This window comes from Bradyrhizobium sp. S3.3.6 (assembly GCF_040546905.1).
GTDB lineage: Bacteria > Pseudomonadota > Alphaproteobacteria > Rhizobiales > Xanthobacteraceae > Bradyrhizobium > Bradyrhizobium cytisi.
Genome location: NZ_JBEPOT010000006.1, coordinates 138694 through 157110 on the forward strand (window position 1 = coordinate 138694; position 18417 = coordinate 157110).

The following is an 18417-nucleotide window of genomic DNA, read 5'->3' on the forward strand; positions in this document are numbered from 1 at the left end:
TCTGCCCAGATGCTTTGTTGGTGATGTCGGCACTGCTCCCCTCGGTTGATTGGTAAATTCCCGGACGCGACCGCGCCCAGCAAAGAGATCCGATTATGTTCGCCTCCCTCTCCATCCGCGCCAAGATCATCAGTGTCGTGGCGTTCCTGCTGGTCGCGATGACAGGCATGGGCCTGCTCGCCGTCATGAAGATGCGGTCGATCAACGCGAACACGGTCGATATCACCACGAACTGGATGCCCAGCGTGCGGGTGATCGGCGATCTGCGCGCCGGCGTCATCACCTACCGCAACGTTATCCGCGAGCATATGCTGGCGGAAACGCTGGAGGAGAAGCTCGCGGCGGAGAAGACCCTCGCGACGGTGGTCGAGGCCAATACCAAATTCCGCAAGGCATACGAGGCGATGATTACCTCGCCCGAGGAGCGCGCGCTTTACAGCCAGTGGTCCAAGATCTGGGAGGACTACAAGAAGGGCACCCAGGAAGTCATGGCGTTATCGCGCAAGGAGGCCGGCAAGATTCCGCACGAGGCGCACGAGTTGAACACCAAGACAGTCAACAAGATCGGGCTTGAGGCCGACGCGATTCTGGCCAAGGACATCGAGCTGAACACCACGGGCGGCGATCAGGCCTCCGCCGATGCCTCCGACACCTATTACTACGCCTTCGTACTCGTCGCGATCATCCTCGGCGCCGCCGTCGTCATTGGCATTGGCGTCGGCTTCTATCTCGTCCAGGACGTCTCCAGCGGCATCAACTCCATCATCCAGCCGATGCAGGCGCTCGGCAAAGGCGACCTTTCCGCCGAGGTCCCGCACCGTGGCGAGAAGACCGAGATCGGCGCCATGGCCGACGTGCTCCAGGTCTTCAAGGAAGCGCTGATCGCCAAGAAGGCTGCCGACGAGGCTGCTGCGGCCGACGCCGAAGCCAAGATCGAGCGCGGCCGCCGCGTCGACAATGTCACCCGCGAATTCGAAACGATGATCGGCGAGATCGTCCAGACCGTGTCGTCGGCCTCGACCCAGCTCGAATCCTCCGCCTCGACCCTGACTTCGACCGCCGATCGTTCGCAGCGGCTGGCGACCACTGTTGCCGCCGCTTCGGAAGAGGCTTCCACCAACGTCCAGTCGGTGGCTTCGGCGACGGAAGAGATGGCCTCCTCGGTCGGCGAGATCAGCCGTCAGGTGCAGGAATCGGCGCGGATGGCGGGTGACGCCGTCGGCCAGGCCCGCGCCACTACCGAGCGCGTCAGCGAGCTGTCGAAAGCCGCTTCGCGCATTGGCGATGTCGTCGAGCTCATCAACACCATCGCCGGCCAGACCAACCTGCTGGCGCTGAACGCCACCATCGAGGCGGCGCGCGCCGGTGAAGCCGGCCGCGGCTTCGCGGTGGTCGCCTCCGAAGTGAAGGCGCTGGCCGAACAGACCGCGAAGGCGACCGGCGAGATCGGCCAGCAGATCTCCGGCATCCAGGCGGCGACCAACGACTCGGTCGGCGCGATCAAGGAGATCTCCTCGACCATCGAGCGTCTCTCGGAAATCTCCTCCGCGATTGCGGCCGCGGTGGAAGAGCAGGGTGCCGCGACCCAGGAAATCGCCCGCAACGTCCAGCAGGCGGCGCAGGGCACCCAGCAGGTCTCGTCCAACATCACCGACGTGCAGCGCGGCGCCACCGAAACCGGCACAGCTTCCTCGCAAGTACTCTCGGCGGCGCAGATGCTGTCGAACGACTCGACCCGGTTGAAAACCGAGGTCAGCAAGTTCCTGACCAACGTTCGGGCGGCGTAGACCTCAAGAAGATGTCAGTTCTGAAAGCGGTGCCTCCGGGCGCCGCTTTTTTGCGTGGTTGAAGGCCCTTCCTGTAATCTTTCGACGAGAGGCTGCATATCTGGAATGCGATTTCGCTGTGCGATAGCAGGGAATTGACCGCGCGTGACACGCTGTCGTTGGCCATTTCGGCGGTGTTCGGGTAAATCAGCCGAGGAACCGGTGGGGCGTGTTCCTTGTCCCCCGTATTTGGACTTGTCCCCCGTATTTGGAATTGCCTGACGAATGATTGCTCTGGTCCGTATTGCCCTGAGCCGGCCCTATACGTTTGTCGTGCTGGCGCTCCTGCTTCTGATCATCGGACCGCTCGCGGCGCTGCGGACGCCGACCGACATCTTTCCGGACATCCGCATCCCCGTGATCGGCGTGGTCTGGCAGTACACGGGCCTGCCGCCGGACCAGATGTCCGGCCGTATCACCACGCCGTTCCAGCGGGCGCTGACGACGACGGTCAACGACATCGAGCACATCACCGCCAATTCCTATAACGGCTTTGGCATCATCAAGATATTCTTCCAGCCCAATGTCGACATCCGCACCGCCAATGCGCAGGTCACCGCGATCTCGCAGACGCTGATCAAGCAGATGCCGCCGGGCGCGACGCCGCCCTTGATCCTGAACTACTCCGCCTCGACCGTCCCGATCATCCAGGTGGCGCTGTCGGGCGATGGCCTGACTGAGCAGAACCTCGCCGACATCGGCATCAACCAGCTCCGCACGCCGCTCGTCACCGTGCCCGGTGCGGCGATCCCGTACCCGTTCGGCGGCAAGCAGCGCCAGGTCCAGATCGACCTCGACCCGACCGCGCTTCAGGCCCGCGGCCTTTCGGGCCAGGACGTCGCCAATGCGCTCGCAGCCCAAAACCTGATCACGCCGGTGGGCACCCAGAAGATCGGCACCTTCGAATACAGCATCCAGCTCAACAACTCGCCGCTCAAGATCGACGAGCTCGGCAATCTGCCGATCAAGACCGTCAACGGCGCGATGGTCTATGTGCGCGACGTCGCCACCGTGCGCGACGGCAATCCGCCGCAGACCAACATCGTCCACGTCGACGGCAACCGCTCGGTGCTGATGATGGTGCTGAAGGCGGGCGCGACCTCGACGCTCGATATCATCGCCGGCATCAAGCAGAAGGTCATCGACGTCAAGGATCAGTTGCCGGATGCGCTGAAGATCGGCTTCATCGGCGACCAGTCGGTGTTCGTCCGCGGTGCGATTCAAGGCGTCGCCTTCGAAGGTGTGATCGCGGCGCTGCTCACCAGCGTCATGATCCTGCTGTTCCTCGGCAGCTGGCGCTCGACCCTCATCATCGCGGTCTCGATCCCGCTGTCCGTGCTCGGTGCCATCGTCATGCTCTCGGCGATCGGCGAGACGCTCAATATCATGACGCTCGGCGGCCTTGCGCTCGCGGTCGGCATCCTGGTCGACGACGCCACGGTGACCATCGAGAATATCAATTACCATCTCGAGCAGGGCAAGCCGGTCGAGCAGTCGATCCTCGACGGCGCCAACCAGATCGTGACGCCGGCCTTCGTCTCGCTGCTCTGTATCTGTATCGTGTTCGTGCCGATGTTCTTCCTCACCGGCGTCGCGCGCTTCCTGTTCGTGCCGATGGCTGAAGCGGTGATGTTCGCGATGATCTGGTCGTTCATCCTGTCGCGCACGCTGGTGCCGACCATGGCGAACTATCTGCTGCATGCGCACGTCCATCATGAGGGCGAGCCACCGAAGTCGCGCAATCCCTTCGTCTGGTTCCAGCGCGGATTCGAGGCGCGGTTCGAGCGTATTCGCGGCGGTTACCGCGGTCTGCTCGGCATGGCGCTGGCGCATCGCGCGGTGTTCGTGATCGGCTTCCTCTGCGTGGTCGGTGCCTCCTTCGCGCTGGTGCCGTTCCTGGGGCGCAATTTCTTCCCCGCCGTCGATGCCGGCAACATCCTGATGCATGTGCGCACCCAGGTCGGCACTCGCGTCGAGGAGGCCGCCAACCAGCTCGCGGATGTGCAGAAGGCGGTGCGCAAGCTGATTCCCAGCGAGATCGAGACCATGACCGACAACATCGGCATGCCGATCTCCGGTATCAACATGACCTACAACAACACCGGCGTGATCGGTCCGCAGGACGGCGACATCCAGATCAAGCTGAAGGAAGGTCACAAGCGGACCGAGGAACATGTGCGGGTGCTGCGCGAGCAATTGCCGCGGCTGTTCCCAGGCGTCAGCTTCGCCTTCCTGCCGGCCGACATCGTCAGCCAGATCCTGAATTTCGGTGCGCCGGCGCCGATCGATCTCCAGATCCGCGGCGCCAATCTCGACGGCAACTTTGCCTACGCCAACAAGTTGCTCGCCAGGGTCCGCCGGATTCCAGGCATTGCCGATGCCCGCATCCAGCAATCACCGAACCTGCCGACCTTCAATATCGATGTCGATCGCACCCGTGCGCAATATGTCGGCCTGACCGAGCGCGATGTCACCAATAGCCTCGTGGTCAATCTCGCCGGCTCCTCACAGGTCGCGCCGACCTACTATCTCAACCCGGACAACGGCGTGTCCTACTCGATCGTGATGCAGACGCCGCAATACCAGATCGATTCGCTCGGCGCGTTGCAGACGCTGCCGATCACCGCGGCCGGCGCCTCGCAGTCGCCAATCCTCGGCGGCATCGCCGACATCAAGCGTGCAACCTCGAGCGCGGTGGTGTCGCAGTACGACATTCAAAACCTCGTGCAGATCTTTGCCACGACGTCGGGCCGCGATCTCGGCGCGGTCGCAACCGACATCCGCCAGGCCATCGCCGACACCGCCAAGGAGGTGCCGAAGGGCTCCTCCGTGGCGTTGCTTGGTCAGGTGCAGACCATGAACAGCGCCTTCACCGGCCTTCTGTTCGGCCTGCTCGGCGCCGTCGTGCTGATCTACTTCTTGATCGTCGTGAACTTCCAGTCCTGGTCCGATCCGTTCGTGATCATCACGGCGCTGCCGGCAGCCCTTGCCGGCATCATTTGGATGCTGTTCACGACCCAGACCACGCTGTCCGTGCCGGCGCTGACCGGCGCGATCATGTGCATGGGCGTGGCCACCGCCAACAGCGTGCTAGTGATCTCCTTCGCCCGCGAGCGCTATGAGGAGCTCGGCGATCCCATTGCGGCCGCGCTGGAAGCCGGCTTCGTCCGGTTCCGCCCGGTGCTGATGACTGCGCTTGCCATGATCATCGGCATGGCGCCGATGGCGCTCGGGCTGGGCGAGGGCGGCGAGCAGAATGCGCCGCTTGGCCGCGCCGTGATCGGCGGCCTGATCTTTGCAACCTTCGCAACGCTGATCTTTGTTCCCGTGGTGTTCAGTATGGTACACAAGAAACAAGGCGCCAAAGCCGCCGCCCGATCGGAGACTCCGCATGTCGCCCACTGAACCCCGCTCCCCGGTGTCGCACCGGAAACTGGGCATTTTCGGCGTGGTGGCGCTGATTGCGGCAGGCCTCGTGGTTGGCACCGGCATCCGGGCCCGCGAGGAGCAAGGCTCCAAGCTGAAGGAATGGACCGACGACCAGGCCGTTCCCAGCGTTGCGGTGACGCTGCCAAACGCCAAGGCGCTCAATTCCACCATCGATCTGCCGGGCCGGCTCGAGGCCTATTACCGCGCTCCGATCTTCGCGCGCGTCTCCGGCTATCTCAAAAGCTGGAGCGCGGACATCGGCGCCCGCGTCAAGGCCGGCCAGGTGATCGCCGAGATCGAGGCGCCAGACCTCGACCAGCAGCTCCTGCAGGCCCGCGCCGACCTCGCCAGCCAGCAAGCCAGCGCCAGGCTGTCGGAAGCAACCCTGAATCGGCGCAAGACGCTGGTCGCCTCCAACTTCGTCTCGGCGCAGGAAATCGACGAGCGCACCGCCGATCTCTCCAACAAGAATGCCGCGGTCCATTCCGGCCAGGCCAATGTCGAGCGTCTCGAGGCGCTGGCCGGCTACAAGAAGATCACGGTGCCATTCGATGGCGTGGTCACGGCGCGCGACACCGACGTTGGCGCGCTGATCAACGCGGGCGGCGGCTCGGGGCCGGCGATGTTCGTGGTCTCCGACATCACCAAGCTGCGCGTCTACGTCAACGTTCCCCAGAACTACGTGCCGGCGATCAAGATCGGCGCAAAGGCCTCCATCGTGATGCCGGAATATCCGAACCGGACCTTCCAGGCGACGGTGGAAGCTTCTTCCCAGGCCGTCGACGTCGCATCGGGCACCACGCGGATGCAGCTTGGGCTGGACAATTCCAACGGCGAGCTGATGCCCGGCGGCTATGCGAGCGTGAAGCTCAACCTCCAGCGCGACACCGCGCCGCTCAGCATTCCCGCCAGCGCCCTGATCTTCAACGGCAGCGGCCTGCGTGTTGCGACCGTCGGTGCGGACGAGAAGGTGCAGTTCAAGACCGTGACCATCGCCCGTGATCTCGGCAAGGAGATTGAGCTAGCCTCGGGCATCACACCGGACGACCGCGTCATCACTGCCCCGCCGGACGGTTTGTCTGATGGCGATGCGGTTCGCGTCGTTGGTGCCGGCGGCAAGCCGGCAACTGCGTCGGAAAAGCAGGCGCCGAAGAGCTAGTTAAGGGCGGTCTCGTGCCCCGGACGCAGCGCAGCACGAAGTGGTGCGCTGCTGAGCCGGGGCCCATCTCTCCTCAAAGTACCGTGTTGCTTTATGGGTCCCGGCTCAGCGGAGCGGCATTGCATGCCGCACCGCGTCCGGGACACGAGAGCTAGCTACGCCACCCGCCACTCCGGTGTGCCATCGGCTGCCAGGGTGATCTCGCCAATTGAGCCGACTGGCGTCTTATCCATGTTCGATAGATGCGCCAGCGTCGCACTATCGCTCGCCGGAATCCGTGCCAGCGTGCGCCGGTCATCCGCCGTGCGCAACATCACCACACCGTGCTCGGCATCGCTGTCACGGCCGTAGAGCACGGTAAAGCTCTCCACCTTGCCTTTTCCGCTCGCCTCCGTGACGAACTCCGGCACCGCGCGCCTGTTGCGGTCGGCCTCATCTTGCACGCTGGTCTCCTGCGCCAGCGCTTCGCGCGGTGGCGTCTTCGACACCACCAGAGCGTGATGCTTGGTGACGAAGCCGCCCTGGCCGTACAGCAGGCCGAGCTTGTCGCCGTCGCGCAGGCGCCGCACCATCGCGCAGGCTGCATGCGTCATGTAGGTGTTGAGCGGCGCGCCGAAGAAGGTGAGCCCGCCGGTTACCGTGGGCTGCACGTCGGCGCCCAGCCCCAGCGTCCGCCGCGCCATCTTCGGCACGCAAGGGAAGCAGCTGTACAGCTCGATCGCGTCGAAATTTTTACCGTCGCCGCCGGCGATATCCATCACGGCCGTCAGCACCGCGTTCTGCGGATGGCTCTCGTAAAACTGGTCGCGCACGAGATAGTCGGGCGGCTCCTCGGCAGACGCGCCGCCGAGCGGATAGACCAGCTTGTCCTCAGCAATGCCAGCCGCACGCGCCCTGGCAAGGCTGGTGAGCAACAGCGCGCCGCCCATGTTGACGCTTGGGTTGGCGACCATCAGCTTGTTGTAGGGCCAGGCGATCAACCGGTTGTCCGCGGTCGGCGTCGTGATCTCCTCGGGCGCATAGCGCCGCTTCAGCCAGGAGTTGGGATTTTGCGCGGCAGCGTCCGAATAGCGCGACCACAGCGTGCCTGATTCCGCCATCGCCTCGCGCGGTGTCTGGCCCCAATGCGCGGACGATGCCGCTTCATAGAACGGATAGACGGTCACGGGCCGGAACACGCCGAGCTTGATAGCCAGTGGCTTCTGAAACGCAGCGCCGCGCTTCGGCTCCGGGACATCGTGGGCGAACGGCGTCCATGGCAGTTTGACGCCGGCGCGCTCGGCCTTGGTTGCCGTCGATTGCGCTTCCGCGCCGCAGACCGCGGCGACGGTGCATTCGCCGCGCGCGATGCGTTTGGCTGCCTCGTGAATGAAGCGGATCGGGCTCTCGCCGCCGACCGGACCGTAATAGCAATGCGCCGGCGAGACGCCGAGCCGTTGCGCAAGCAGCTTCTCCGGATCGCGATAGCGCCAGCTCAGGAAGTTGACGACGTCGAGCGATTGCACCTCACCGAGCAGCTTCGCGCCGGCGTCAGCTTCGGCGCGTCGCAGCGCCTGTTCGAGCAGATCGAGCGGCTCGAGGCCCTCGGCGATCTCCTTGGGGCGGTCGACGATCTCGCCGATGCCGACGATGACGGGGATGCGGTCTTCGGGAACAATGGTCTTTTCGGTCATGGCCTCAATTCACGATATCGATTGTTTTCGTCATTGCGAGCGTAGCGAAGCAATCCAGAATCTTTCCGCGATGACGGTCTGGATTGCTTCGCTACGCTCGCAATGACAGGTGGTTGTTACTCCGCCACCAGCGCATTCATGTGCTCGACGGCTTCGGCAAACTCTTCCTTGAACTCCTGCACCACGGCGCCGGCCGATTTCACGCTGTCGATCAGGCCGACGCCCTGGCCGACGAAATAGCTGACGAGGTCGCGCGCTTTGGCGTTGCCGGCGGCCGCGGCTCGGTCGATCGAGTTGAAGGCATCGCGGCTGATGATGCTTTGAAGCGGCATCGGCAGCGCGCCGGGACTTTCCGGCGCGCGGTCCCAGGCATCGGTCCAGACCGAACGGAGCTGTCGCGCCGGCTTTCCGGTGCGGCCCTTCGAGCGGATTGCGTCACGGGACGACGCAGCGATCATCTTCTCGCGAAAGATCTCACTGGTCTCGGACTCGACGGTGGCAAGCCACACCGAGCCGGTCCAGGCGCCGGCTGCACCCATCGCCATGCAGGCTGCCATCTGCCGGCCAGTCATGATGCCGCCAGCCGCCAGCACCGGCACGTCGCGGACCTTCTTGATCGCCTTGATCACCTCGGGCACCAGCACCATGGTCGAGACCTCGCCGCAATGGCCGCCGGCTTCGGTGCCCTGCACCACGAGGATATCGACACCGGCCGCGACCTGGCGCAACGCGTGCTCCTTGGCGCCGACAAGGGCGGCCACGGGCACGTTGTGCCTCTTGCCCATCTCGATCATCGCTTTCGGCGGCACGCCCAGTGCGTTCGCGATCAGCCGGATCGGATGATTGAAGGAGACTTTTAACAGATCCAGCGCGGTCTTGGCATCGAACGGCTGCGGCTCGTCGTCGGCCACATCGGTTGTCATCAGCTCGATGTCGTACTTCTTCAGGAGATCGCTGGTGTATTTGCGGTGCTCTGGCGGCACGCGCGCCTCCAGGCTCTTCCAGGTGACGTCCTTCTCGCCCGCGGTCGAGATGTTTTCGGGAATCAGCACATCGATGCCGTAGGGCTTGCCGTCGATGTGGTCGTCGATCCATTTCAGCTCGCGTTCGAGCGTATCGGGCGTGTGCACGGTGGCGCCGAGCACGCCAAAGCCGCCGGCACGGCTGACGGCAGCAACGACGTCGCGGCAATGGCTGAAGGCGAGCAGCGGAAACTCGATGCCCAGCATGTCGCAGATCGGCGATTTCATGATCCTCTCCCGGCGGCCTTCACGTTGCTGTTGTTGTCTCTCGGGCGAAGGCCATCGAAGCTAGGCCATCGTCTTGCGCAATGCCAATCCGGATTTGGCAACGCATCTTGCGTGCACACGCCGTGCTGCGTGCCAGGCCGCACGCGGGGGCTCGGCAGGGCGGCCTCCATTTCCAGGCCTTCCTCGGCAAGGTCAAGTTGCATGACCCGGACGTGAGCTCCGCGCCTCGTGCAGACCCGGCAGGGCTTGTCATCGGCCGTCAGCGGGCTAATTAATGCATGCGCATCTTTTCGCCGGAGCCCTCGCATGACCGATACCCCTTACGTGCCGCCAAAAGTCTGGACCTGGAACAAGGAGAATGGCGGCCAGTTCGCCAGCATCAATCGGCCGATTGCCGGGGCCACCCACGACAAGGAGCTGCCGGTCGGCAAGCATCCCTTCCAGCTCTATTCGCTAGCGACGCCGAACGGGGTGAAGGTGACGGTGATGCTGGAGGAGCTTCTGGCGCTCGGCCACAAGGGCGCCGAATACGACGCCTGGCTGATCAGAATAGGCAATGGCGACCAGTTCGGCAGCGGCTTTGTCGACATCAACCCGAACTCGAAAATCCCGGCGCTGATGGACCGCTCGGGTCCGGAGCCGATCCGGGTGTTCGAGTCCGGCTCGATCCTGTTCTATCTCGCCGAGAAGTTCGGTGCCTTCCTGCCGAAGGACATCAAGGTCCGCACCGAAGCCATGTCCTGGCTCTTCTGGCAGATGGGCAGCGCACCCTATCTCGGCGGCGGCTTCGGCCACTTCTACGCCTATGCGCCGTTCAAGATCGAATACGCCATCGATCGCTTTGCGATGGAGACCAAGCGCCAGCTCGACGTGCTCGACCGGCGCCTTGCCGATAACGAATATCTCGCGGGCAAGGACTACACCATCGCGGATATGGCGGTGTGGCCCTGGTACGGCGCGCTCGCAAAGGGGCTGGTCTACGGCGCCGGCGAGTTCCTGTCGGTGCAGGACTACAAGAACGTGCAGCGCTGGACCGACCAGATCGCAAAACGCCCCGCGGTGAAGCGCGGCCGCATGGTCAACCGCGTCTCAGGCGACCCCGCCAGCCAGCTTCACGAACGCCACGACGCGAGCGATTTCGAGACCAGGACCCAGGACAAGATCGGCGAAGTGGCTGCTGCGTCGTAGGGCGGTGCTCACTTCACCTCGCCCCGCTTGCGGGGAGAGGTCCGATTGCATCGAAGATGCAATCCGGATGAGGGGGAGTCTCCGCGAGTCCAATTGCCATCGTCCCTCGCGGAGACTCCCCCTCATCCCGACCTTCTCCCCGCAAGCGGGGAGAAGGGGAAGAAAGACCTCACGCCATGCTCAACTCGTGGCGACCCACCACCATCCAGTGCACCTCGTCCGGACCGTCCGCAAAGCGCAGGTGGCGGACGTCCTGGTACATCTCGGCCAGCGGCGTCCAGTGCGAGATGCCGGTGGCGCCGTGCATCTGGATCGATTGGTCGATGATCTTGCAGGCCCGCTCCGGCACCATGGCCTTGACCATGGAGACCCAGACGCGGGCTTCCTTGTTGCCGAGCACGTCCATCGCCTTCGCGGCCTTCAGCACCATCAAGCGCATCGCTTCGATCTCGCAGCGCGCCTGCGCGATGATCTGCATGTTGCCGCCGAGATGGGCGATCTTCTTGCCGAAGGCTTCGCGGGTGAGGCCGCGCTGCACCATCAGGTCGAGCGCCTTCTCGGCCTTGCCGATGGTGCGCATGCAGTGATGGATGCGGCCGGGTCCGAGGCGGAGCTGCGAGATCTCGAAGCCGCGGCCTTCGCCGAGCAGCATGTTCTCCTTGGGCACGCGGACATTGTTGAATCGCATGTGCATGTGACCGCGCGGCGCGTGGTCCTGACCGAACACATACATGGGCCCGAGCACCTCGACGCCGGGCGTGTCGCGCGGCACCAGGATCTGCGACTGCTGCTTGCTCGGCGCCGCGTCCGGATTGGTCTTCACCATCACGATGAGTATCTTGCAGCGGGGATCGCCGACGCCGGAGATGTAATACTTCTCGCCGTTGATGACCCACTCGTCACCGACGAGCTTTGCAGTCGTCGAGATGTTCTTGGCATCGGAGGAGGCGACGTTCGGCTCGGTCATGACATAGGCCGAGCGGATCTCGCCGTTCATCAGCGGCTTCAGCCACTTCTCTTTCTGCTCCTTGGTGCCGACGCGCTCCAGCACCTCCATGTTGCCGGTGTCGGGCGCCGAGCAGTTCATGGTCTCCGACGCGAGCGGGCTCTTGCCGAGCTCGGAGGCGATATAGGCGTAGTCGAGATTCTTCAGGCCCTGGCCGGTCTCGTCATCGGGCAGGAAGAAGTTCCAGAGGCCTTCCTTCTTGGCCTTGTTCTTGGCGACCTCAAGCACCTCGATCTGCTTCGGTGTGAAGCTCCAGCGATCCTGTTTGCCTTCGCCGGCCTTGGCGAACTCGATCGACATCGGCTCGACCGTCTCGCGAATGAATTTCCTGACGTGATCGTAGAGCGACCGCACCTGGTCCGACATGCGGAGATCGTTGAGCTCGTCGCCGGGATTGAGCGTGTAGTTGGTGGTGCGGGGAATGTAGGCGTGCTTTGTCATTGTTCCTCCCGGGGTCACTGAGATCGCGTTGGGCCGGAGAATAGTCGCAGCACGGCCAAAGCGCGAGCGCGTATTTTCTCACGCAAGCCATGCCATGCGATGGAATTTCGCAAGGGCGTTTGAAATGTTGTTTGAATCGAGGAGCGCTGTTTCGATGTGCTCGCCGCGCTCTCCGCTGTCATCGCCCGATTCAATCGGGCGATCCAGTATTCCAGAGACGGAAGTGATTGAACCGAGAAGCCGCGGCTTCAATCAGTTCGGCATCCGGTGCATCGCGCAGATCTTGTTGCCGTCGAGATCGCGCAAATAGGCGATATACAGCTTGTTTCCCGCGCCCTCGCGAATGCCGGGCGGATTTTCGATCGGCGTTCCGCCAGCGGCGACGCCGGCGGCGTGCCACTTGTCGACCTGCTCAGGCGAGTTGGCGGCAAAGCCGATGGTGCCACCATTCGCACAGGTCGCCGGCTCGCCGTTGATCGGCTTCGACACCGAGAATACGCCGGTCCTGGTGAAGTAGAAAATGCGATGGCCGTCGACCTTCGCCGGACGTACTTCGAGCGTGTTCAGCAAATTGTCGTAGAAGACCTTCGCCTTGTCGAGATCGTTGGTGCCAATCATGATGTGCGAAAACATTTGCCCTATCCCCTCAGCGCTTGCAAAACCAGAGACCGTAGGTGGGCAAAGCGCAGCGTGCCCACCACGGTAGTCGAAAGCGCTCATGGTGGGCATGGCGCAGATGCGCCTTTGCCCACCCCACGAGATCTCAAAACGCCGTATAGCCGCCGTCGATCACGAACGTATCCGCGGTGTGATACGACGACGCCTTGCTCATCAGATACACCGCGATGCCGCCGAAATCGGATGCCTCGCCGAAGCGCCGCACCGGAATGCGCGGCATCACGTTGGCGACGAATTTTTCGTTGGCCATGATGCTTGATGTCATGTCGCTCTTGATCCAGCCCGGCAGGATCGCGTTCGCGGTGACGCCGTGGCGCGCCAGCTCGACGCCGAGCGCGCGCACCAGCGCGTTGATGGCGGCCTTGGTCGCCGCATAATGCTCGTTGCGCGCAGTGCCGAAGATCGAGGCGAGGCTCGAGGTCGCAACCAGCCGGCCAAAGGGATCGCCGGCATTGGCGCGGTCGGTCATGTGCTTTGCGGCCGCCTGGAAGGCGTGGAACACACCATCGAGATTGGTCGCAAACATCGCGCGCCATTCCGCCTCGGTGCGCTCGATGAAGGACCTGCGGCCGCCACCGCCGATGCCGGCATTGGCGAAGCAGCCGTCGACCCGGCCGAAGCTGTCGAGCGTCGCGTTCATAGCGGCATTGACGGAGGCTGGATCGGTGACGTCGCAGACGCGGGTATCGACCTTGCCGGTGAGGCCCGCCATGCTCGCGGCAGCAGCCTTGTTCTTGTCAGCATTGCGGCCCCAGATCGAGACGTTGCAGCCTTGGCCGGCGAGCGCCTGCGCGATGCCGAGTCCGATACCGCCATTGCCGCCGGTGATCACCGCGACGCGGCCGGAGAGGTCGAAAAGATTCATGGCGCGTTTCCTGTTTTTGGCAAGGCTTCTTGGTGTGCCGCGCGTCAGCCGGTGCGCGCAAGATCATGCGATATGACGGTGGGGTATGCTTTCGTCACCATGGACAAGACCGCGCCAAAAATCAAATATGCGCCCCGGCAAACAAATTCCGGTCTGCGAAACTGACGCGGGCCGCAACCGACGAGGAAACGATGCAGTTCAAACACGTCACGCTCGAAATCGATGGTTCGGTTGCGATCATCAGGCTCGATCATCAGGAGGTGATGAACGCAGTCTCCGTGGACATGCTGGGCGGGCTCTCCGATGCGCTCGACGCGATCGAGGAGAAAAAGGATGAGGTGCGCTGCGTCGTGCTGACCGGCGCCGGGCGGGCGTTCTGCACCGGTGCGAATCTTCAGGGCCGCAACAACCAGTCGAAGAAGACCAAGGCCGGCCTGACGCTCGAGACCGGCTTTCATCCGTTCCTGCGCCGCGTCCGCAATCTGCATTGCCCGATCGTCACGGCGGTCAACGGCCCGGCGGCGGGCGCCGGCATGAGCTTCGCGTTGCTCGGCGACATGATTTTATGCGCGCGGTCGTCTTACTTTCTTCAAGCCTTCCGCCGCATCGGCCTCGTGCCGGATTGCGGCTCGACCTGGCTGCTGCCGCGCCTGATCGGCAAGGCGCGCTCGGTCGAATTGTCGCTGATGGGCGAGCGGCTGCCGGCCGAAAAGGCGCTGGAATGGGGCCTCATCAACCGCGTCTACGATGACGGCGTGCTGATGGAGGAGGCGATGAAGCTCGCGCGCGATCTCGCCAGCGGCCCGACGGTCGCGCTGTCGCTGATCCGCAAGCTGTATTGGGACAGCCCGGAAAACTCCTTCGAGGACCAGCTCAATCTCGAATTCCAGTGCCAGCTCCGCGCCGGCGATACGCAGGATTTTCGCGAAGGTGTCGGCGCCTTCCTGGAGAAGCGTCCGGCGCAGTTCAAAGGCAAATGATCGAGGCGGAGCTCTCCCGCAGCGTTGCGCGCTGGTGCAAGGGAGCGACCGGCGTTACCGGCGCGGCAAAGCTGTCCGGCGGCGCCAGTCAGGAGACCTGGCGCTTCGACATTACCCATCCCGATGGGCCGATCGGCGCGATCCTGCGCCGCTCGCCGAAAGGCTATGGCGCAGCGCCAACGCGTGCAGCGGGTCTTGCGGCGGAAGCGCAGCTGATGCAGCTCGCCTATGAGGCGGGTGTGCCGTCGCCGCGTGTGATGCACGTGCTGACGCCGGACGAGAATCTCGGCACCGGTTTCATCATGCAGCGGGTCGAGGGCGAGACCATCGCGCGCAAGATCCTGCGCGACGAGGAGTTCGCGGCGGCGCGGCCGCTTCTCGCGCGGCAGATCGGCGTCGTGCTTGCGGGCCTGCACAGGCTGCCGCAGGACAAGCTGCCCGAGTTGCGCAGCCGGTCCGGGACGCAGGAGATATCCGAGTTCGAGCGCGACTATCGCAGCCTGAATTGGCCAAAGCCGGTGTTCGAGCTGGCGCTGCGCTGGCTGCGTGACCACGATCCCGGTCCGTCCGCCGAGACCACGCTGGTGCACGGCGACTTCCGCAACGGCAATCTCGTCATCGACGCCGACGGCGTTCGCGCGGTGCTGGACTGGGAGCTCGCCCATCTCGGCGATCCCATGGAGGATCTCGGCTGGGTCTGCGTGAACTCCTGGCGCTTTGGTGAGATCGACAAGCCCGTCGGCGGTTTCGGCTCGCGCGAAGAGCTGTTCGCCGGTTACGAGGCTGCCGGCCGCAAGGTCGATCCGTCGCGCGTGAAATTTTGGGAAGTGATGGGCACGCTGCGCTGGGGCATCATGTGCGGCGGCATGATGCAGCGGTTCCGCGAGGGTCCGGATCATTCGATGGAGCGCGGCATGATCGGCCGCCGCGCCTCGGAGACCGAGATCGATCTGCTGCGGCTGCTCGCGCCGCGGGGAGGTTAGGCATGCAGGACGAACCGACACCGATCGAGCTGACCAAGGCAGTCGCCGATTTCCTCCGCAACGACATTACGCCGCTGGTCTCGGGCCATCAGGCCTTCAAGTTGCGGGTGGCGGTCAACATCCTCGACCTCGTGACTCGGCAGTTGACGCAGGAGGAGGGGGGCGATGCTGCGGAGGTGGAGCGCCTGCGCGCGCTACTTGGCATGGACGGCGCGGTAACTGACCTCAACCGCGCACTCGCGGATCGTATCGCCAAGGGCGAGGTGGATCTCGCAACGCCGGGGCTGGCCGAGCATCTGTGGGCGACTACGATGGACAAGCTCGCGGTGGATCAGCCGAACTATGCGTCATACAAGCGCGAGCTGGGGCGGGGCGGGTAGGCAGTGGCCCCATCCTCCGTCATTGCGAGGAGCCCTTGCGACGAAGCAATCCAGACTGTCTCCGCGGGAAGATTCTGGATTGCTTCGCTCCGCTCGCAATGACGCGTTGAGCTACTTCCCCACCCAGTTCGGCGGCCGCTTCTCCGAGAACGCTTTCGGGCCCTCGATGTAATCCTGCGACGCGACCATCGCCTTCACCGCCGGATATTCGCGCTGCTCCTCGATTGCCTGCTCCAGCGACACGGCAAGGCCCTTCCGGATGGTCTGCTTCGACGCCCGAATCGACATCGGCGAGTTCTTGGTGATCATCTCGGCCCAGCGCAGCGCGCCAGCAAGCGCTTCGCCCTGCGGCACCACCTCGTTGACGAAGCCGAGCTCAAAACCCTCCTTGGCGCTGACATGACGCGCGGTGAGGATCATGCCCATGGCGCGCTTCAATCCGATCTGGCGCGGCAGCCGGTGCAAACCGCCAGCAAGCGCAGCGAGGCCGACGCGCGGCTCGGGCAGGGCGAAGGTCGCGTTCTCCGAGGCGATGATGAGGTCGCAGGCGAGCGCGATCTCGAAGCCGCCGCCCATGGCGACGCCGTTGACCGCGGCGATGATCGGCTTGTCGCAGTCGAATCGCGCGGTGAGGCCGGCAAAACCGCCCTTGTCCCAGCCGCGCTTGCCTCCCGCCGCCTGCCACTTCAGATCGTTGCCGGCGCAGAACGCCTTGTCGCCGGCGCCGGTGACGATCGCAACCCACTGCGCAGGGTCGGCGGCGAAATCGTCAAACACCTTTTGCAGCTCGAAATGCGCATCGGTGTGCAGCGCGTTGTAGACCTCGGGCCGCGACAGCGTGATGATCGTGATCGGCCCCTTGCGTTCCACTTTTGAGAATTTCAGCTCCATCGCGCGCTCCCGCATTTTCTCGTGAAGGAATATTGGCGTCATAGTACCGCGGAGGCATCGTTCAACACCATCGAATTGCGCAATGTGCCTTGCGCGTCTGGCGCGCCTCGCTTTGCTTGACTTGAGCGCGCTCTTCTCACCCTAATCGTGCGAAGCAAAACGCGCCTAGCGCCTTAACGCAAAACGATAGAATCAAATCCGGGAGAGAACCGTGGATTTCTCATTGCCTGCCGATCTCGTTGCCTATCTCGGAGAGCTCGATCGTTTCATCGAACGCGAGATCAAGCCGCTGGAACAGGCCGACGACAACATCCGCTTCTTCGATCATCGCCGCGAATGGGCGCGCACCGATTTCGAGAATGGCGGCCTGCCGCGTCGCGAATGGGAAGCGCTGCTGCGAAAGGCGAAGGATCTCGCGGACGCCGCCGGCCATCTGCGCTTTCCGGTCTCGAAGCAGTATGGCGGCAAGGATGGCTCCAACCTTTGGATGGCCGTGATCCGCGAGCATTTTGCCGCGAAGGGTCTCGGCCTGCACAACGACCTCCAGAACGAGCACTCCATCGTCGGCAACTTTCCCGTCGTCACCATGCTCGATCGCTACGGCCGCGACGACCAGAAGGCGATGATCGACGGCTCGATCAGGGGCAAGTACCGCATCACCTTCGGCCTGACCGAGCCAAATCACGGCTCGGACGCCACCCACATGGAGACGCGCGCTGTGCCGGCGACCCGCGACAACGTCAAGGGCTGGATCATCAACGGCGAGAAGATGTGGACCACCGGCATGCACGTTGCCACGCATTGCGCGTTGTTCGCGCGCACCTCGGGCAATGACGGCGATGCCCGCGGCATCACCTGCTTCCTGGTGCCGGCCAAGAGCCATGGCGTGAAGGTCGAGGAGTACATGTGGACCTTCAACATGCCGACCGATCATCCCCGCGTCAGCTTTACGGACGTGTTCGTGCCTGAGGATGCGCTGTTCGGCGAGGTCGGCCGCGGCCTGTCGCTGGCGCAGTGCTTCGTGCACCAGAACCGCATCCGCCAGGCCGCGAGCTCGCTCGGCGCGGCCGTTTACTGCATCAACGAAAGCGTGAAATATGCGCGCGAGCGAAAGCCGTTCGGCAGGGCGCTGGCAGAGAACCAGGCGATCCAGTTCCCGCTGGTCGAGCTTGCCACGCAGGCCGAGATGCTGCGCCTGTTGATCCGCAAGACCGCCTGGGAGATGGACCAGCTCAATGAGGAGCAGATCGAGCGCACGCTCTCCGATCGCGTCTCCATGTGCAACTACTGGGCAAACCGCCTCGCTTGCGAATCCGCCGACCGCGCCATGCAGGTCCACGGCGGCATGGGCTATTCACGCCACAAGCCCTTCGAGCACATCTACCGCCACCACCGCCGCTACCGGATCACCGAGGGCAGCGAGGAGATCCAGATGCGCAAGGTGGCGGGGTTTTTGTTTGGGTATATGGGGACGGGGAAGCATTGAGCGTCAATCTGTGCACTCGTAGGGTGGGCAAAGCGAAGCGTGCCCACCATGCTTCCGGCTAGCGTAGTAAGACGGTGGGCACGGCGCGCGAAGAGCGCACCTTTGCCCACCCTACGAAATCAATTCACCCGTCGATCCTTGCCCGCCCAATACGGCTCCCTCAATTGTCGCCCGCACCACGC

At 63.9% G+C, this 18417-nt stretch carries 14 protein-coding genes; 8 read left to right on the plus strand and 6 right to left on the minus strand.

The window, feature by feature from the left end:
* The first annotated feature begins 95 nt into the window (after positions 1–95).
* The 3 genes from ABID59_RS19270 to ABID59_RS19280 all read left to right on the plus strand — a co-directional run bounded on the left by ABID59_RS19270 (position 96) and on the right by ABID59_RS19280 (position 6414).
* Positions 96–1787, plus strand: a complete 1692-nt coding sequence (locus ABID59_RS19270; RefSeq protein WP_354084395.1) for a methyl-accepting chemotaxis protein — start codon at positions 96–98, stop codon at positions 1785–1787.
* A 264-nt stretch (positions 1788–2051) separates the two neighbouring features.
* Positions 2052–5231: an efflux RND transporter permease subunit gene (locus ABID59_RS19275; protein ID WP_354084396.1), complete on the plus strand. Its 3180-nt coding sequence runs from the start codon at positions 2052–2054 to the stop codon at positions 5229–5231.
* Complete coding sequence (locus ABID59_RS19280) at positions 5218–6414, plus strand: efflux RND transporter periplasmic adaptor subunit (protein ID WP_354084397.1); 1197 nt, start codon at positions 5218–5220, stop codon at positions 6412–6414. Before ABID59_RS19275 ends, ABID59_RS19280 begins: the two co-directional genes overlap by 14 nt.
* A 155-nt stretch (positions 6415–6569) precedes the next feature.
* Here the strand turns inward: ABID59_RS19280 and ABID59_RS19285 are convergent, their stop codons facing one another.
* Positions 6570–8087 carry an acetyl-CoA acetyltransferase gene (locus ABID59_RS19285; protein WP_354084398.1) on the minus strand — a complete coding sequence of 506 codons (1518 nt, stop codon included), beginning with the start codon at positions 8085–8087 and terminating at the stop codon, positions 6570–6572.
* Positions 8088–8203: 116 nt separating this feature from the next.
* Positions 8204–9337, minus strand: a complete 1134-nt coding sequence (locus ABID59_RS19290) for a nitronate monooxygenase (protein WP_354084399.1) — start codon at positions 9335–9337, stop codon at positions 8204–8206.
* A gap of 306 nt (positions 9338–9643) precedes the next feature.
* On the opposite strand from ABID59_RS19290, the gene yghU reads away from it, so the two are divergent.
* A complete protein-coding gene (gene yghU / locus ABID59_RS19295; RefSeq protein ID WP_148748879.1) occupies positions 9644–10525 on the plus strand; it encodes a glutathione-dependent disulfide-bond oxidoreductase in 882 nt (293 codons plus the stop codon).
* 169 nt (positions 10526–10694) lie between these two features.
* Here yghU and ABID59_RS19300 read toward each other — a convergent pair whose 3' ends face one another.
* From ABID59_RS19300 to ABID59_RS19310, 3 genes are all read right to left on the minus strand, one after another.
* Positions 10695–11972: an acyl-CoA dehydrogenase family protein gene (locus tag ABID59_RS19300; protein ID WP_148748878.1), complete on the minus strand. Its 1278-nt coding sequence runs from the start codon at positions 11970–11972 to the stop codon at positions 10695–10697.
* A 252-nt stretch (positions 11973–12224) separates the two neighbouring features.
* A complete protein-coding gene (locus ABID59_RS19305; protein WP_148748877.1) occupies positions 12225–12605 on the minus strand; it encodes a VOC family protein in 381 nt (126 codons plus the stop codon).
* 130 nt (positions 12606–12735) lie between these two features.
* Positions 12736–13515: an SDR family NAD(P)-dependent oxidoreductase gene (locus ABID59_RS19310; protein WP_148748876.1), complete on the minus strand. Its 780-nt coding sequence runs from the start codon at positions 13513–13515 to the stop codon at positions 12736–12738.
* A 191-nt stretch (positions 13516–13706) separates the two neighbouring features.
* Between ABID59_RS19310 and ABID59_RS19315 the strand changes: the two genes are divergently transcribed.
* From ABID59_RS19315 to ABID59_RS19325, 3 genes are read left to right on the plus strand one after another with little or no spacing between them, the layout of a single operon-like run.
* Positions 13707–14495 (plus strand): enoyl-CoA hydratase/isomerase, encoded by a 789-nt coding sequence (locus ABID59_RS19315; RefSeq protein ID WP_354084400.1) that lies wholly within the window; start codon positions 13707–13709, stop codon positions 14493–14495.
* Positions 14492–15478, plus strand: coding sequence for a phosphotransferase family protein (locus tag ABID59_RS19320; RefSeq protein ID WP_354084401.1), 987 nt, complete (start codon positions 14492–14494; stop codon positions 15476–15478). The genes ABID59_RS19315 and ABID59_RS19320 overlap by 4 nt, the downstream gene beginning before the upstream one ends.
* Before the next feature lie 2 nt (positions 15479–15480).
* Positions 15481–15858 (plus strand): DUF6285 domain-containing protein, encoded by a 378-nt coding sequence (locus ABID59_RS19325; RefSeq protein ID WP_354031799.1) that lies wholly within the window; start codon positions 15481–15483, stop codon positions 15856–15858.
* A gap of 111 nt (positions 15859–15969) precedes the next feature.
* Here ABID59_RS19325 and ABID59_RS19330 read toward each other — a convergent pair whose 3' ends face one another.
* Positions 15970–16749 carry an enoyl-CoA hydratase-related protein gene (locus tag ABID59_RS19330; protein ID WP_354084402.1) on the minus strand — a complete coding sequence of 260 codons (780 nt, stop codon included), beginning with the start codon at positions 16747–16749 and terminating at the stop codon, positions 15970–15972.
* 211 nt (positions 16750–16960) lie between these two features.
* Here ABID59_RS19330 and ABID59_RS19335 point away from each other — a divergent pair, with 211 nt between their 5' ends.
* Complete coding sequence (locus ABID59_RS19335) at positions 16961–18235, plus strand: acyl-CoA dehydrogenase family protein (protein WP_354084403.1); 1275 nt, start codon at positions 16961–16963, stop codon at positions 18233–18235.
* Positions 18236–18417: the final 182 nt, after the last annotated feature.

Coding starts and splice junctions, on each gene's coding strand:
- ABID59_RS19270 (WP_354084395.1), top strand. CDS start 96: ATGTTCGCCTCCCTCTCCATCCGCGCCAAGATCATCAGTGTCGTGGCG.
- ABID59_RS19275 (WP_354084396.1), top strand. CDS start 2,052: ATGATTGCTCTGGTCCGTATTGCCCTGAGCCGGCCCTATACGTTTGTC.
- ABID59_RS19280 (WP_354084397.1), top strand. CDS start 5,218: ATGTCGCCCACTGAACCCCGCTCCCCGGTGTCGCACCGGAAACTGGGC.
- ABID59_RS19285 (WP_354084398.1), bottom strand. CDS start 8,087: ATGACCGAAAAGACCATTGTTCCCGAAGACCGCATCCCCGTCATCGTC.
- ABID59_RS19290 (WP_354084399.1), bottom strand. CDS start 9,337: ATGAAATCGCCGATCTGCGACATGCTGGGCATCGAGTTTCCGCTGCTC.
- yghU (WP_148748879.1), top strand. CDS start 9,644: ATGACCGATACCCCTTACGTGCCGCCAAAAGTCTGGACCTGGAACAAG.
- ABID59_RS19300 (WP_148748878.1), bottom strand. CDS start 11,972: ATGACAAAGCACGCCTACATTCCCCGCACCACCAACTACACGCTCAAT.
- ABID59_RS19305 (WP_148748877.1), bottom strand. CDS start 12,605: ATGTTTTCGCACATCATGATTGGCACCAACGATCTCGACAAGGCGAAG.
- ABID59_RS19310 (WP_148748876.1), bottom strand. CDS start 13,515: ATGAATCTTTTCGACCTCTCCGGCCGCGTCGCGGTGATCACCGGCGGC.
- ABID59_RS19315 (WP_354084400.1), top strand. CDS start 13,707: ATGCAGTTCAAACACGTCACGCTCGAAATCGATGGTTCGGTTGCGATC.
- ABID59_RS19320 (WP_354084401.1), top strand. CDS start 14,492: ATGATCGAGGCGGAGCTCTCCCGCAGCGTTGCGCGCTGGTGCAAGGGA.
- ABID59_RS19325 (WP_354031799.1), top strand. CDS start 15,481: ATGCAGGACGAACCGACACCGATCGAGCTGACCAAGGCAGTCGCCGAT.
- ABID59_RS19330 (WP_354084402.1), bottom strand. CDS start 16,749: ATGGAGCTGAAATTCTCAAAAGTGGAACGCAAGGGGCCGATCACGATC.